Origin of the sequence: Novosphingobium sp. NDB2Meth1 (assembly GCF_900117425.1) — a bacterium.
Lineage (GTDB): Bacteria > Pseudomonadota > Alphaproteobacteria > Sphingomonadales > Sphingomonadaceae > Novosphingobium.
This window is the reverse complement of the sequence record NZ_FPEH01000015.1, coordinates 315,346-329,693: the sequence shown is the minus strand read 5'-3', so window position 1 is coordinate 329,693 and position 14,348 is coordinate 315,346. Positions and strand designations below refer to the sequence as shown.

Here is a 14,348-nt window from a genome sequence, read left to right as displayed (position 1 = left end):
CCGTGCGGGGGATGTCGACTCGGCTCAGGACAACCGCCATGCATCAGGACTGGGATCCTTACGCGAACGAGGCCTATTTCCAGGCTACGCAGGAAGACCGCTGCGCGCCGCGCAGCAAGGTCAACATTCCGGCGAGCCTGCGCGTCTCAGGATCGAAGGCTTTCCACACCGTGGTGCACGATCTCTCGCTTGGCGGGTTCTCGGCGACAGCGCTGAACCGCATGCACGTTGGTTCGATGTGCTGGCTCACGCTGCCCGGTCTTGAGGCGCAGCAGGCTGAAGTCGTGTGGTGGCTGCGCGGTCAGGTCGGCTGCGCTTTCGCCAATCTGCTCAGCCCGATTGTCCACGACAACATCCTTCAGCGCTATCGCGGCGATGGAGTCTACCGTCCCGTCGCCTGACGATCTCGGCGGCATGGCGTGGTAAATTTTTCCTTAATGTTTTCAACAAACCTCAAGTCGCCTTGAGGCGCGTTACGTAATGCCGTGCAGGACCACCGGGGCGCCACCCTGTCGGCACCGTGAGCTGCGATTGCGTGCTCAACCGCGTTCATTCCAGTCCGCATAGGCCGCCAGCGCGCGGGCGCGGGCTTCGGCATGGCCGACGATCCGCGGCGGATAGGCACGCGGGCGGACATCGGGATCATGGATGCGCGTGTCATCCAGATGGGCAAGCTCGGGCACCCACCGGCGGATGTAGGCCGCCGCATCGAACTTCGGGCTCTGCGTGAGCGGCGCCATGATCCGCACGAACATGTTGCTGTCGACGCCTGTCCCCGCGCTCCACTGCCAGTTGACCGCGTTCGATCCGTAATCGGCGTCGACCAAGGTATCCCAGAACCATCGCTCGCCCTCGCGCCAGTCGATCAGCAGGTGCTTGATAAGGAAGCTCGCCGCGATCATGCGCACGCGGTTGTGCATCCAGCCCGTCGCCCAGAGCTCGCGCATGCCGGCATCGACGATGGGATAGCCGGTGCGGCCCTGCTGCCATGCCTTGAGACCTTCAGGGTCGTCGCGCCAGGGGAAGTCGGCAAAGGCCTCGCGCGCGGGCTTCCCGCCGTAGTCCGGCATCTCCAGGATCACGTTCTGCGCGTAGTCCCGCCAGCCCAGCTCGCCGAGGAAGGTGTTGACCGAACCGCCGCGCTCCGCGGCTGCGTGCCACAGCGTTGCAGGCGAGATCTCGCCGAAATGCAGGTGCGGCGAGAGGCGCGAAGTGCCGGGAACCGAGGGTAGATTGCGGCGCTCGGAATAGACGCGAGCGCGCGGGAGGAAGGCTTCGAGCCGCTCGGCCGCTCCTGCCTCGCCAGGGGTCCACTCGGCCCGCATGCCACCAGCCCAGTCCGGCTTGGTCGGCAGGAGGTCCCAATCTGCCGGCGCATCCGAAGCAGGCCATGTTTCGGGCGCAGGCAGCCGCTCAGGCGCCGGCAGCGGGGCCGCGGGCGGCATGCGGGCTTCGAGCGCGCGCCAGAACGGACTGTAGATCTTATACGGACCGCCGCTACCGGTCGTCACCGACCCCGGCGGGGCGAGATAGTTGCCGTCATGGCGTTGCAGGTCGAGAACGTCGCCCACCGCCCGCTCGGCATTGCGCCACCACGGCTCGTAATGGCGCAGACAGTGGACAGTGGTCGCGCCGGTCTCGCGCGCAAGTTCCGCCAGCACCGCCTCGCAGCGTCCGCGCCGCAGGATCAGCCGGGAACCCAGCTTGCGCAGATCGGCATCGAGGCTGGCAAGGCTGTGATGCAGCCACCAGCGCGAGGCGGCCCCCATGCGGCGGTGCTTGGGCGTTTCATCATCAAGCACATAGACCGGGATCACCGGCCCCGCGGCGGCAGCGGCGGCAAAGGCGGCCTGATCGGCAAGGCGCAGATCGCGGCGGAGCCAGACAATGGAGGGCGTGGACATGGCAGCAGCCTATTGCACAGGCCGCCGACCCCGCCCACTCTCCCCCAAGGGAAGCGTTACTCGACCGTCCAGGTCTGGCCCTTGCTCAGCAGGGCCGCGAGGTTCGCTGTCTTGCCCGCCGACGCGCGCGCGCGTTCCTCGATCACCGCCGCCTCGAAGGTCGGGCGCGGATCGTCGTAGATCACGCCAAGCGCCATCGGGAACGGGCCGAACGGCATCTCGACGAGCAGATGCGCCAGCGCGCGGTTCTTGACGTCGTGGACGCGCACACCCGCCGCCTGCCAGTCGCCATCGACCACATCGACAACCTTGAGGCTCAGCGTCTCGGCGTCGAGCGCGATGCCCTTGGTGCCCTTGTTGAACAGCATCGGCTCGCCGTGGGTCAGCCAGAGCTGGCCGGTCGCGGCGTTCGCCTTCTCGGTGAAATCGGCGAAGACGTCCTTGTTGTAGACGATGCAGTTCTGGAAGATCTCGACGAAAGCCGCGCCCTGGTGGGCGTGAGCAGCCTTGAGCACCGCGGGCAGTTCCTTGCTGACGTCATAGGCCCGCGCAATGAACCGCCCGCCCGCGCCCAGCGCAAAGGCGCAGGGGCTGGCCGGACGGTCCACCGAACCAAGCGGCGTGGTCGGCGAGACGGTGCCGGTGCGGCTCGTCGGCGAATACTGGCCCTTGGTGAGGCCGTAGATCTCGTTGTTGAACAGCAGGATCTGCGTGTTTAGATTGCGGCGCAGCACATGCATCGTGTGATTGCCGCCGATCGACATGCCATCGCCGTCACCCGTCACCAGCCAGACATCGAGCTCCGGATTGGCAAGCTTCAAGCCCGTCGCAAAAGCAGGGGCGCGGCCGTGGATGGTGTGGAAGCCGTAGCTTTCGACGTAATAGGGGAACCGGCTCGAGCAGCCTATCCCTGAGATGAACACGGTCTTGGCCGGGTCCGCGCCGATTTCCGGCAGCGTGCGCTGCACCGCCTTGAGGATCGCGTAGTCGCCGCAGCCGGGGCACCAGCGCACTTCCTGATCGGTTTCCCAGTCCTTGAGGCTGGTCTGGATGGGGGTCATGTCGTTCATGGCTTCGCTTCCCTCAGGCCAGCGCTGCGGCAATCGCAGCTTCGATTTCGGCAATGGTGAACGGCTGCCCGCTCGTCTTGTTGAGCGGCTTGGCATCGACCAGATACTGGTCGCGCAGCACGGTCTTTAACTGTCCAGTGTTCATTTCCGGAACAAGCACTTGGTCATAGCTCTTGAGAATCTTTCCGAGGTTTTCCGGCAGCGGCCAGACATGGCGCACATGGATGTGGCTGACATCCAGACCCTTGCGGCGGGCGCGCCTGACGGCCTGGTGGATCGGGCCATATGTCGAGCCCCAGCCGACGAGCGCGAGCTTGCCACCGGCATCGCCGAGGGTTACCTCCTGCGGCGGAATGCCGGCGGCGATGCCGTCGACCTTGTCCTTGCGCGCGTTGGTCATCGCCTGATGGCTGGCGGGCGCATAATCGATATTGCCGGTGCCGGGGTTCTTCTCGATGCCGCCGATGCGGTGCATGAGACCGGGCGTGCCCGGCTTGATCCACGGCCGTGCGCCCTTCGCGTCGCGTGCATAGGGCAGAACCGCACCGTCCGGACCATTCGGCTCTTCGAGGAACTTGACCGGAAACGGCTCGAAGCCCTTGGGATCAGGCACTTTCCAAGGCTCGGCAGCGTTGGCGATGTAGCCATCGGTCAGCAGCATGACCGGGGTCATGTACTGCACCGCGAGGCGGCAGGCCTCGATCGCGCACTCGAAGGCATCGGAGGGGCTGCGCGCGGCGATGACCGGCATCGGCGCATCGCCGTTGCGGCCATAGACCGCCTGATAGAGATCCGACTGCTCGGTCTTGGTGGGTAGGCCGGTCGAGGGGCCACCGCGCTGCGAGTTGACGATGACGAGCGGCAGCTCGGTCATGATCGCAAGGCCCATCGCCTCACCCTTGAGCGCGATGCCGGGTCCGGACGACGACGTCACGCCCAGCTGCCCGCCGAACGAGGCGCCGATGGCGGCGGCAATCGCGGCAATCTCGTCTTCCGCCTGGAAGGTCGTGACGCCGAACTCCTTGAGTCGCGCAAGGTTGTGCAGGATCGCCGAGGCCGGGGTGATCGGATAGCCGCCGAAGAACAGGTCGAGACCCGCAAGCTGCGCGCCGGCAACCAGACCATACGAAACGGCCTCGGCTCCGGTGACGGTACGATAAAGGCCCGGCTCGCTCTCGACCGGCGCAAGATGATACTGCTTGAGCGGACCTGCCAGTTCCGCCGTCTCGCCATAAGCGTGCCCGGCATTGAGCGCGGCGATATTGGCATCGGCGAGCACCGGTGCCTTGGCGAACTTGCCCTTGAGCCAGTCGATCAGCGGCTGCCGGTCACGGTCGAACATCCAGAGGGCAAGGCCGAGCGTCCACATGTTCTTGCAGCGCAGCGCTTCCTTGTTGCCAAGGCCGAAGGGCTTCACCGCTTCCAGCGTCAGCGCCGAAATGTCGAACGCGAGCACCTGCCACTTCTCGAGGCTGCCATCTTCGAGCGGGCTGACGTCGTATTTGGCCTTCTCGAGGTTGCGCTTGTTGAACTCGCCGGTGTCCGCGATGATCAGGCCGCCGGGCTTCAAGGCACCGACATTGGTCTTGAGTGCAGCCGGGTTCATCGCGACGAGCACATCGGGCGCGTCACCCGCGGTGTCGATCTCTGTCGAACCGAAGTTGATCTGGAAAGCGGAGACACCGAACAGAGTGCCCTGCGGCGCGCGAATTTCGGCCGGGAAGTCCGGGAATGTCGCGAGGTCGTTGCCCGCAAGCGCCGTCGAGAGCGTGAACTGGCCGCCGGTGAGCTGCATGCCATCGCCCGAATCGCCCGCAAATCGCACCACGACCGCGTCGGGCGCAGAGGAGCCAACGCTCCCGCCGGTGTGGCCTTCGGGTTCGCTCTCAAGAACTGTCGCCATAGATTCCTCTGCTATCCGCGCGGCCCCGTTCCGGCCCTCGCGTCCTCTTGCGCAACTAGCGCCTATGCTCTCATCTAGCGGTGCGCAAAGAAGAAAAACTGATGCACCGCAAATCTTGCACTTGCTCTTGATTCCGATTGCCCCCGCCCGTCAAGCCCCGCAAATAACAATGCTGTCAGTTGGCGCCCGCGCCGACTCAGCACGAGAAGACACCTTGCAAGGATGAGGAAGCCGATGTCCGACACTGCCAGCAGCCCCTATGTCCGGCCCGATGTGAAGGCCTTTCTCGACTTCATGGCCTCGGTCCCCGGCCCCTCGATGGCCGAGCTCGGCCCTGAGGGCGCGCGGGCCAACTATGTGCAGATGGGCGTGCTCGCAGAGGCTGAACCGCGCGAACTGGCGGTGATCAAGGACCTCACCTGCCCCGGGCCGGCGGGCGACATTCCGCTGCGTTTCTACGATGCGCGCGCGGAGCGAGAGCCCGGCCCGGCGGTGATGTTCTTCCACGGCGGCGGCTTCGTCATCGGCGATCTCGACAGCCACCATTCGCTCTGCACCGAAATCGCGGCGGAGCTCGATCTGCCGGTGATCGCGGTGCACTATCGCCTTGCGCCGGAGAACCCCTTCCCCGCCGCGCCGGATGATTGCGAAGCCGCCACGCGCTGGGTTGCGACCAGCCCCGAAGCGCTCGGCCGCCAGATCACCGGCCTGATCCCGATGGGCGACTCGGCGGGCGGCAACCTCACCATCGTCATCACGCAGGCGCTTGCCGAAAAGCCCGCCAACGTGCCGGTCGTGCTGCAGGTGCCGATCTATCCGCTGAGCGACGACAAGCCCGACCACGCCTCGTTCTTCCAGTTCGCCGACGGCTTCGTGCTGACCGCCGAGACAATGGCCTGGTTCTCCGACGCCTACAAAGCCGAGCTCGGCAATCCGCGCGCCTATCCGATCTATGGCAACCATGCCGATACGCCGCCGACCGTGCTCGTCACCGCCAGCCTTGATCCGATCCGCGACAGCGGGCGCGTCTATGGCGCCGAGCTGATCCGCGCGGGCGCCGAAGTCGTGTTCCTCGAGATGAAGGGCACGACCCATGCTTTCGCCCAGCTGCGCAAGGCCTTCCCCAGCGCCAATAGTGACATGCAGCGCATTTTCGCCGCCGTCCGCCTGCTGCTGGACCGCGCCTGATGAGCAAGGATCCTGCCGGGCTTCCCTACCGCCCTTGCGTCGGCGTCATGCTCGTCAATGGCGAGGGCCGTGTCTTCGTCGGCCAGCGCATCGACAGCAAGGAGGGGGACGCCTGGCAGATGCCGCAAGGCGGGATCGACGACGGCGAGGACCTTCACCCCGCCGCACTGCGCGAGCTTGAGGAAGAAACCGGCGTCACGGCCGACCTCGTCACCATCCTTGCCGAAAGCCGCGAGGAATACCTTTACGACCTGCCGGACAATTTGATCGGGAAGCTGTGGGGCGGCCGTTATCGAGGCCAGCGGCAGAAGTGGCTGCTGGTGCGCTTCAACGGGGCCGACGAGCAGATCCGCCTCGATGCGCATTCACATCCGGAGTTCCTGGCATGGCGCTGGGTCGAGCCGGAGCAGTTGCCGGATCTGATCGTGCCGTTCAAGAGGCGCGTCTACCGGCAGGTCGTCGAGGAATTCCGCGCGCTGATCTGAGCGCTCAGTTCGCCTCAACCTTCGGCTCGGGCTTGACGGCATCGGCGGAGACCACGCGGGCAACCGGGCCCTTGGCGATCACGCCCGCAAGGTTCTGCGCCTCGGGGCAATTGCGTCCGCACAGGCCTTCGAGCCGCGCCAGGTTGCCCTTGGCCTTTTCGAGCGCGCCCTTCTCGGCCATCGCGCCACCTTCACCGGCGAGCGCGGCGAGGTTGTTGGGATCGCGCTCCAGCGCTTCGCGGTAGTAGTGGATCGCCTTGCCCTGCATGCCGGCAGCGCGGGCGGCATCGCCCAGCGCGAGATAGGTCGCGGGATTGCCCGGATCGACAGCGAGCGCAGCTTCGAAACTGTCCGTCGCGCCGTCGATATCGCCGCGCCCAAGCAATTCACGTCCGGATTCGACGAGAGCCTTTGCGCGGGGGTCGTTCGGCAGCGAGACGCCGGCCGTTCCGGCGCTTCCCGTGACCAGCACGAGAAGAGACAAGGCAACCCCCAAAGGCATGTAGCGCATCAAATACTCCCAGAGCCGGCCATGCGGCGCGCGTGGTCCCCCGGCGTCCATGATTGCCTTGCGTATCATAGCCGGTGCAGTGTTGCGAAGAAAAACCCATCGGTCGAATCGTCCCAAGGGGTAAGCCTGAGGCCAGCACCGCGCGGGGTTCCCGCACCGACCAGCTGTTCGGCAGCGCGCCAGTCCGGGTTACGCGCGAGAAAGGCGGCGACCACATCGGGTCCTTCGGCGTCGAGCAGCGAGCAGACGACATAAGTCAGGCGCCCGCCGGGACGGACGAGGTCGGCACCAATCCGCAGCACATGGGCCTGCATCTGTGCATAGCGCGCCAATCCCGCAGGCGTGAGCCGCCATCGCGCTTCAGGCCCGCGCCGCCATGTGCCGGTGCCCGAACACGGCGCGTCGACCATCACCGCATCGGCCTTGGCTTTCCAGTCCACCAGCGCCTCCGCCTCGCGGCCGGGGTCGAGCAGGCGTGTCTCGACCTTCGCCCCGGCCCGCTCGGCGCGGGGGGCAAGGCGCGAGAGGCGCGGACGGTCAATGTCGCAGGCGAGTAGCTGTCCCTCCCCCTGCAGCGCTGCGGCGAGCGCGAGCGTCTTGCCCCCAGCCCCGGCGCAGAGATCGACCACCGCTTCGCCGGGACGAACCTCAAGTGCGTTGCAGGTCAGCTGGCTGCCGGTATCCTGCACTTCGAACAGTCCGTCAGCGAACTCGGGCCATCTCTCGACCGGGGTGCCGCCGGGAAGGCGCAGGGCGTCCGGCGCCTGTGTCCGTTCAGTGGCGACAGGCAGGGTCATGGCGAGCCGGTCTCGGGTCGTCTTCAGGCGGTTTGCGCGCAGGTCGAGCGGGGCGCGACCGAGCAGGGCGGCGGCTTGTTCGCGGGTGATACCAGATGCGGCGAGCCCCTCCTCCAGCCAGGCCGGTGCGAAGCCGGTAGCGGCGGCGGGTTCGTCGCTCCGGATCGGCTCGGGCCCATAACGCGAGCCGTCGAACAGCGATGCAACCGCGGGGTCATTCTTGGCCACCGCCAGCATGGCAGCGCGTCCATTCTCGGGCACTTCACCGCAAAGCCGAATGGCGCTCCACGCCAGATCGCGAATCGCGCGCCGGTCCTTGGATCCGATGAAGCGGCGCGCCTTGAGCCATTCGGCGGCGACGCGTTCTGCCGACGCGCCTTCGCGCCGGGCAGCCGCAATCACCGCGTCGAGCACCTCAATCGCGGATTGCACCCGCGCGGCGGGAGTCACGATCTTGCCTCAGCGCGAGGGATAGTTCGGCGCCTCGCGGGTGATGGCAACGTCATGGACATGACTCTCGCGCAGACCCGCATTGGTGATCCGCACGAACTGCGCATTCTCGCGCAGGGCCTCGAGCGTCGGGCTGCCGGTATAGCCCATCGCCGCCTTGATGCCGCCGACGAGCTGGTGGACAACGTCCTTGGCCGGACCCTTGTAGGGCACCTGACCTTCGATGCCTTCAGGCACCAGCTTCATCGAATCCTTGATGTCCTGCTGGAAATAGCGGTCCGCCGAACCGCGCGCCATCGCGCCGACCGAGCCCATGCCGCGGTACGACTTGTAGGCGCGGCCCTGATAGAGGAACGTCTCGCCCGGCGCTTCCTCGGTACCCGCGAGCATCGAGCCGACCATGATCGTGCTTGCGCCAGCCGCCAGCGCCTTGGCCGCGTCACCCGAGGTGCGCAGGCCGCCGTCAGCGATCACCGGCACACCGGACTTCGCCGCTTCCGCCGCGCATTCGAGCACTGCCGTCAGCTGCGGCACGCCGACACCGGCGACAATACGCGTGGTGCAGATCGAACCCGGCCCGATGCCGATCTTCACGCCGTCCGCCCCCGCGTCGATCAACGCGCGGGTGGCTTCCGCGGTGGCGACATTGCCAGCGATCACCTGCACTGTGTTAGACATGGCCTTGACCGCCTCGACCGCGCGGGCGACATCGCGGTTGTGGCCGTGCGCGGTGTCGATGATGATCACGTCGCATTCCGCGTCGACCAGCGCGCGCGTGCGCTCCATGCCCTTCTCGCCCACCGTGGTCGCAGCAGCTACGCGCAGGCGTCCGCCCGCATCCTTGGTCGCATCCGGATAGGTCACAGCCTTCTCGATATCTTTCACCGTGATCAGGCCAATGCAGCGGAAGGCATCGTCGACCACCAGCAGCTTCTCGATCCGGCGCTGGTGGAGCAGGCGGCGCGCTTCATCGCCCGAGGTGCCGAGCTTTACCGTCGCAAGGTTCTCGCGCGTCATCAGCTCGTGCACGGGCTGCGCGGGATTGTCGGCAAAGCGCACGTCGCGGTTGGTGAGGATGCCGACGAGCTTGCCGCTCGCTTCGACCACGGGGATGCCGCTGATCTTGTTGGCGCGCATGATCGCCTGCGCGTCGCCCAGCGTCGCATCGGGCGTCACGGTGATCGGGTTGACCACCATGCCGCTCTCGAAGCGCTTGACCGCGCGGACAGCCGCGGCCTGCTGCTCGACCGTCAGGTTGCGGTGGAGCACGCCGATACCGCCGAGCTGCGCCATGACGATGGCCATGTCCGCTTCGGTCACCGTGTCCATCGCGGCCGAGATGACCGGGATGTTGAGCGTGATCGAGCTGGTCAGCCGGGTGCGCGTATCCGCCTGCGTCGGCACCATGTCCGATGCGCCGGGACGCAGCAGGACGTCGTCGAAGGTAAGGCCGAGAGGGATATCCATGGGGTGCGCCACTTGCCGTTGGGGGAGAATCGTGGCGGCCCATGTAATCAAGCGGGGCGGTTTAGGCTAGCCCCGCTCCCTACTTTGCACCTGCGGCCGCCCCCGCGCCGGGCCAAAGCTTCATATCCGCGAAAAATCGCACAAGTTCGGTCTGGATCAGCACGTCGTCGACCATCCCGCCGTAGATGACGCGCGCCGCCTCGTCGTAGGGCCGGTGATAGATGGTATCCATGAAGGCCTGAAGGCGCGCCGGGTCCGAATAGCTCGTGCTGACCATGACCGCAGGGACATCGTGCTGCATCAGCGCCCAGCTGTCCTGGCGGCGCGCAAAGGCATTGGCACTGTCACCAGGCGCGAGTTTGCGCTTCATCGCCTTGAGAACCTTGGCGATACCGGCATCGAGCTCGGTCATGCCCTGCCCGATGACGCTCACGGGAAGGCCAGCTGGGACCAGTCCGGTGCTGTCGACATTGAAGGCAGCGACGATACTCCCCAGCGGAAACGGCGGGTTCTCGGCGAAGGCCATCGCGCCAAGCAGGCCCAGTTCCTCGCCGGTGGTGGCCACAAAGTAGACATCGCGCTCCAGCGGCTTGCCGGATGACAACTGCCGGGCAACTTCGGTGATGACCGACAGCCCGGAAGCATTGTCCACCGCGCCGGGGCAGATCTGCTTCTCGGCAGGCGGCTGGGCGCATTTGCCGAAGTGGTCCCAGTGCGCCATAAGCACGACCGCGCCGGAGCCGGGGCGGCGACCCTCGAGCTTGCCGATCAGGTTGTGCGTCTTGATCCGCGTCTCGCGGTTGGTCGCCTCGAACGAGCCGGTGATGCCGAGCGGCTTGGCGCTGAAGCCGGGCACAGCCCCGGCGGTGCGGAGGCTGGCCAGCGTGGGCGCACCGGACGCGGCGAGCAACTGGCTGGCAGCATCGGCGGAGAGGAAAACCTCGAGATCGCCACCCAGCTTCTCGCCCGACAAGGCATAGCCGGCGCGGCGGCGGCGGGCCATCACGTCTTCGAGGCTGCGATCACCGTCGAGCACGGTGAGGACCGCCGCCGCGCCGCTTTCAAGCAACCTGCCCGCGCGGTCCACCGGCCGTGCCGCAGCGCCGCCGGGGCTGAGCTTGGCAGATTCTGGTGGCGGGGCCTCGCTGTCGAGGATCACCGCGACGCGGCCTGCCAGTTCGGTTCGCGCGCCATCCCCGCCGGTTGACTTGCCGACATACACGAGCGGCGCGTTCTCGATCAGGCTGCGCAGGCCCGAGGTGACGACGAACGAACCGCCTTCCGGCACCATGACCCGCCGCTTGCCGTGCATGAACTGTGCGCGCGAGCCTTGCGGCACGCGTTCGACCAGCTCGACAGGGGCGAACCACGCGTTGCCGGGATCGTTGGTGCCCGATTCCAGACCGATATCGAACCATTGGCGCGCAAGGTAGCGCAGGGTCAGCGTCTCGCCGGGCGTACCGGGTTCGCGACCGCCGTATTCGTCGCTGGACAAGGTGGTGACGTGCTGGCGCAGCTGCGCCTCGATCTGTTGCAACTGGCGCTTGGTGGGGGCCGCGGCGGAAGCGGGAAGCGCGCAGGCTGCCATCACGGCAAGGCAAACTCGGGCGAACCGGATGCGCGGCCGAGACCACCGACGGGGAACCGGAGGGAGGATCATGGTAACCGGTTCACTCACAACGACTCATCGCCATCCTCGAACGCCCCGACGCAGTCACCTTGCTGGCAAATGCCAAGCCCCCGCGCAAGTTCCGTCTGATGCGGAACGGACGCCGCGGTTGGCTCTTGCAGGTCTGGCCCAGCCTCGGGCAAACCGGCAGCGGGGACAGGAGAACACTGCATGCTGCTCGACGATTTTGACAGTTCGATCAATGTCGAGGACCAGCGCGGCGGCGGCGGCCTTGGCGGACCGGGCGGCAAGATCGGCTGCGGCAGCCTGATCATCGCGCTCGTCGGTGCGCTGGTCTTCGGGATCAACCCGATGCAGACTTTGGGGACGCTGCAATCAATGCAAGGTTCCTCCGCGCCGCAGGCCCTGCCCGGCCGGCCCGGCAGCCTGGCCGAGAGCTGCTCGGTGAACGCGTTCAGCCGCGAAAGCTGCAATGCGCTCGCCTCGCTCAACAAGACGTGGAGCCCGCTGTTCCAGAAAGCGGGGATCGAGTTCCGCGCGCCCAAGCTGGTGTTCTATTCGCGCGAAGGGCAATCGGGCTGCGGCGAGGCGCAGAGCGCGATGGGGCCGTTCTACTGCCCGGCGGACCAGGGCATCTACATCGACACCGATTTCTACACCGAGATGGACAAGCAGCTTGGCGCGGGCGGGGACTTCGCGCGGGCCTATGTGATGGCGCATGAATATGGCCACCATGTGCAGAACCTTGTCGGCACCTCGGAGCAGGTGACCGAGGCGCAGCGGCGCAATCCGCCGATGGCCAACCGGCTCTCGGTCGCACTCGAACTCCAGGCCGATTGCTACGCCGGGGTCTGGGCCGCGCGGAACAAGGACAAGATCGAGGCCGGCGACATCGAGGAAGGCCTGCGCGCCGCGCACCAGATCGGCGACGATACGCTGATGGCCTCGGCCGGGCGGACGCCGGTAGAAGCCGCCTTCACCCATGGCAGCAGCGCCCAGCGCATGGCGTGGTTGCGCAAGGGGCTGGAGACCGGCAACGAAGACGCTTGCGATACGTTCAGCGCACGCTCACGCAGGGGAACCGAATAGTGCGGGCGACATTGTCATGGCTTGGAGGGGAATCCGCATGAACCACTACCGCCTGGCCATAACCTTCCTGATCGGCGCTGCGGCCACTCCGCTTGCGGCGCAAACCGTCGTCGCGCCGCCCAATGTGACGGCGGGCGATGTGGCGACCGCGCCGCTCGATACGCTGAACCTCAAGAAGGACGAAATCCCGCCGATCCTGATCGCGGCGCGGGAGGACACCTATACCGTCAAGGGCATGAGGTCCTGCAAGGCGATCGGGGCCGAGATTGGCGAGCTTGATGCCGTGCTGGGGCCGGACATCGATATCGCCGCCGACAAGACCAAAGCCGAGAAGCGCGGGAACGCGGTGGGCTCGGTCGCGAAGTCCGTGGTCAACAGCTTCATCCCGTTCGGCGGCGTGATCAAGGAAGTGACCGGCGCGGCTGCGCGAGAACGCCAATGGCAGGTGGCGCTCTATGCCGGGGCAAGCCGCCGCGCGTTCCTCAAGGGCTATGGCCAGGCGCGCGGATGCCGCTATCCGGCGCGCGCGGCCACCGCAGCGCAGGCGGCCGCGATGCAGGCGGCAGCGGAGACCGGCAGCACGCCGCCGCCCCCGCCACCCCCGAAGAAGAAACGGAACGCCCGCAGGCGCCGCTAGGTCAGTCTGCCCGCTGCTGTGACAGAGCCTGCGCCACGTTGCGTTCGGCCTTGTCGAGCGCGGCGAGCGCCTGGGCGCGGGCCTTGGCCGGCATATCCTTCTCGCGCATGATTTCCTTGCGGGCCTGAGCGATTTCCATGCGGGCCTCGGCGATGGCTTCGCGTGCTTCGGCCATGCTTTCGGCCACCTCGCGATCGATCTCGGCGCGGTCGACGAGGGGAGCGTCCGGCGGCGTCGGCGCTTCAGGCGGCGCGGGGGGCGCGGGGGGCGCGGGGGGTGCAGGCGGGGCGGGCGGAGCCGGCGGCGCGGGATGGGCCGCATTGCTAGCGTAAGTGCCTTGAGCCGAGGCCGTTCCGGCAAGGGCGAGAAGTGCGGCGCCGGCAATCAGCATGGCGCGGGTCGGCAAAGTGCGAAGGTGCATCAAGGGGATCCTTTCCGTGGGCTGTCCCATAAGATGCACCTGCCCCTTGCCGACGTCGCCGTCAGCCGGGCTTCTGCGAACAGCAGACTGCATGCAGATCAACGACAGGTTCGGCACCCCGCCGCGCGACGGCTTGGCCCTTGCGAAAAGCGACAAAAGCGACACCGTGTCGCTTTTGAGAAAGCCCCTCAATTAATTGATATCATGATATAAAATGCATAAAAAAGCGACACGGCGACAGATCTGGCGTGCACGCTTGGCGGCGATTGATACGACGATGGCAAAGAGCGCAAAGGCGGGAGCCGCCCAAAGTCGCAGCCATGACAGATTTCGCTTGTGTAGGAAAATCCACCATCGGCCGCGCCAGTGCAGCGGGGCAAGCGGGACCCCGGATCAAGTCCGGGGTGACAGGCATGGAATGTCAGCCTTGGCTCTTCGGCTCGACGATCAGGTAGACGCCGGTGGTCGTACCGATGTTCACCCCCTCGTGCCACTCGATCCCGTCGCTCCACCAGCTGTCGCCAGCCTTGAGTTCGCGCACGACAGTACCTTTCGCCGTGGTGATCCGCATGGTCGAACCTTGCAAAATATAGCCCCAGTGCGGCGCGTGGAAATGGCGCTCGTGCCCCCAGCCCGGCGGGAACGTGCAGCGCAGGACGCGCATCTGCGCATTGTCCTTGAGCAGTTCGCAGACGTGCTGGCCCTTCCAGCCTGCCCGCAGCGGATCGGGCAAAGTGCCGGCTTCCGGCGCCGCAACGGCAATGGCCGGGCCTGCCACGAGGACAAGCCCGGCCAT

General features: G+C 66.6%; 14 protein-coding genes. 5 read left to right on the top strand and 9 right to left on the bottom strand.

What is annotated here, in order from left to right:
* Positions 1 to 38: 38 nt before the first annotated feature.
* Entirely contained in the window at positions 39 to 401 is a 363-nt protein-coding gene (locus NDB2M1_RS11045) for a PilZ domain-containing protein (RefSeq protein WP_054121035.1), read from the top strand.
* A gap of 138 nt (positions 402 to 539) precedes the next feature.
* Here NDB2M1_RS11045 and NDB2M1_RS11040 read toward each other — a convergent pair whose 3' ends face one another.
* The 3 genes from NDB2M1_RS11040 to NDB2M1_RS11030 are packed head-to-tail and all read right to left on the bottom strand — an operon-like array spanning position 540 to position 4,877.
* Positions 540 to 1,904, bottom strand: coding sequence for a cryptochrome/photolyase family protein (locus NDB2M1_RS11040; RefSeq protein WP_072382236.1), 1,365 nt, complete (start codon positions 1,902 to 1,904; stop codon positions 540 to 542).
* 56 nt (positions 1,905 to 1,960) lie between these two features.
* A complete protein-coding gene (locus tag NDB2M1_RS11035; RefSeq protein WP_072382642.1) occupies positions 1,961 to 2,974 on the bottom strand; it encodes a 2-oxoacid:ferredoxin oxidoreductase subunit beta in 1,014 nt (337 codons plus the stop codon).
* A gap of 13 nt (positions 2,975 to 2,987) precedes the next feature.
* Positions 2,988 to 4,877 carry a 2-oxoacid:acceptor oxidoreductase subunit alpha gene (locus NDB2M1_RS11030; protein WP_072382234.1) on the bottom strand — a complete coding sequence of 630 codons (1,890 nt, stop codon included), beginning with the start codon at positions 4,875 to 4,877 and terminating at the stop codon, positions 2,988 to 2,990.
* 234 nt (positions 4,878 to 5,111) lie between these two features.
* On the opposite strand from NDB2M1_RS11030, the gene NDB2M1_RS11025 reads away from it, so the two are divergent.
* Both NDB2M1_RS11025 and NDB2M1_RS11020 read left to right on the top strand, forming a co-directional pair.
* The gene (locus tag NDB2M1_RS11025) at positions 5,112 to 6,065 is read left to right on the top strand and encodes an alpha/beta hydrolase (RefSeq protein WP_083554807.1); all 954 of its coding nucleotides are present in this window, start codon (positions 5,112 to 5,114) and stop codon (positions 6,063 to 6,065) included.
* Complete coding sequence (locus NDB2M1_RS11020) at positions 6,065 to 6,550, top strand: RNA pyrophosphohydrolase (protein WP_072382230.1); 486 nt, start codon at positions 6,065 to 6,067, stop codon at positions 6,548 to 6,550. The genes NDB2M1_RS11025 and NDB2M1_RS11020 overlap by 1 nt, the downstream gene beginning before the upstream one ends.
* 4 nt (positions 6,551 to 6,554) lie before the next feature.
* On the opposite strand, the gene NDB2M1_RS11015 is transcribed toward NDB2M1_RS11020, so the two are convergent.
* The 4 genes from NDB2M1_RS11015 to NDB2M1_RS11000 all read right to left on the bottom strand — a co-directional run bounded on the left by NDB2M1_RS11015 (position 6,555) and on the right by NDB2M1_RS11000 (position 11,363).
* Positions 6,555 to 7,061, bottom strand: coding sequence for a tetratricopeptide repeat protein (locus NDB2M1_RS11015; RefSeq protein ID WP_143146723.1), 507 nt, complete (start codon positions 7,059 to 7,061; stop codon positions 6,555 to 6,557).
* Positions 7,062 to 7,126: 65 nt separating this feature from the next.
* Positions 7,127 to 8,308 (bottom strand): RsmB/NOP family class I SAM-dependent RNA methyltransferase, encoded by a 1,182-nt coding sequence (locus tag NDB2M1_RS11010; protein ID WP_072382228.1) that lies wholly within the window; start codon positions 8,306 to 8,308, stop codon positions 7,127 to 7,129.
* A gap of 9 nt (positions 8,309 to 8,317) precedes the next feature.
* Positions 8,318 to 9,775 carry an IMP dehydrogenase gene (gene guaB / locus NDB2M1_RS11005; protein WP_054121029.1) on the bottom strand — a complete coding sequence of 486 codons (1,458 nt, stop codon included), beginning with the start codon at positions 9,773 to 9,775 and terminating at the stop codon, positions 8,318 to 8,320.
* A gap of 79 nt (positions 9,776 to 9,854) precedes the next feature.
* Positions 9,855 to 11,363: a M28 family metallopeptidase gene (locus tag NDB2M1_RS11000; protein WP_072382225.1), complete on the bottom strand. Its 1,509-nt coding sequence runs from the start codon at positions 11,361 to 11,363 to the stop codon at positions 9,855 to 9,857.
* Positions 11,364 to 11,615: 252 nt separating this feature from the next.
* Between NDB2M1_RS11000 and NDB2M1_RS10995 the strand changes: the two genes are divergently transcribed.
* Together NDB2M1_RS10995 and NDB2M1_RS10990 are read left to right on the top strand one after the other, a co-directional pair.
* Entirely contained in the window at positions 11,616 to 12,494 is an 879-nt protein-coding gene (locus NDB2M1_RS10995) for a KPN_02809 family neutral zinc metallopeptidase (RefSeq protein ID WP_072382223.1), read from the top strand.
* Positions 12,495 to 12,531: 37 nt separating this feature from the next.
* Positions 12,532 to 13,131 (top strand): hypothetical protein, encoded by a 600-nt coding sequence (locus NDB2M1_RS10990; RefSeq protein WP_072382220.1) that lies wholly within the window; start codon positions 12,532 to 12,534, stop codon positions 13,129 to 13,131.
* A 1-nt stretch (position 13,132) separates the two neighbouring features.
* Here the strand turns inward: NDB2M1_RS10990 and NDB2M1_RS22625 are convergent, their stop codons facing one another.
* Together NDB2M1_RS22625 and NDB2M1_RS10980 are read right to left on the bottom strand one after the other, a co-directional pair.
* The gene (locus NDB2M1_RS22625; RefSeq protein WP_171955360.1) at positions 13,133 to 13,552 is read right to left on the bottom strand and encodes a hypothetical protein; all 420 of its coding nucleotides are present in this window, start codon (positions 13,550 to 13,552) and stop codon (positions 13,133 to 13,135) included.
* Positions 13,553 to 13,973: 421 nt separating this feature from the next.
* Entirely contained in the window at positions 13,974 to 14,348 is a 375-nt protein-coding gene (locus tag NDB2M1_RS10980; protein ID WP_072382218.1) for a cupin domain-containing protein, read from the bottom strand.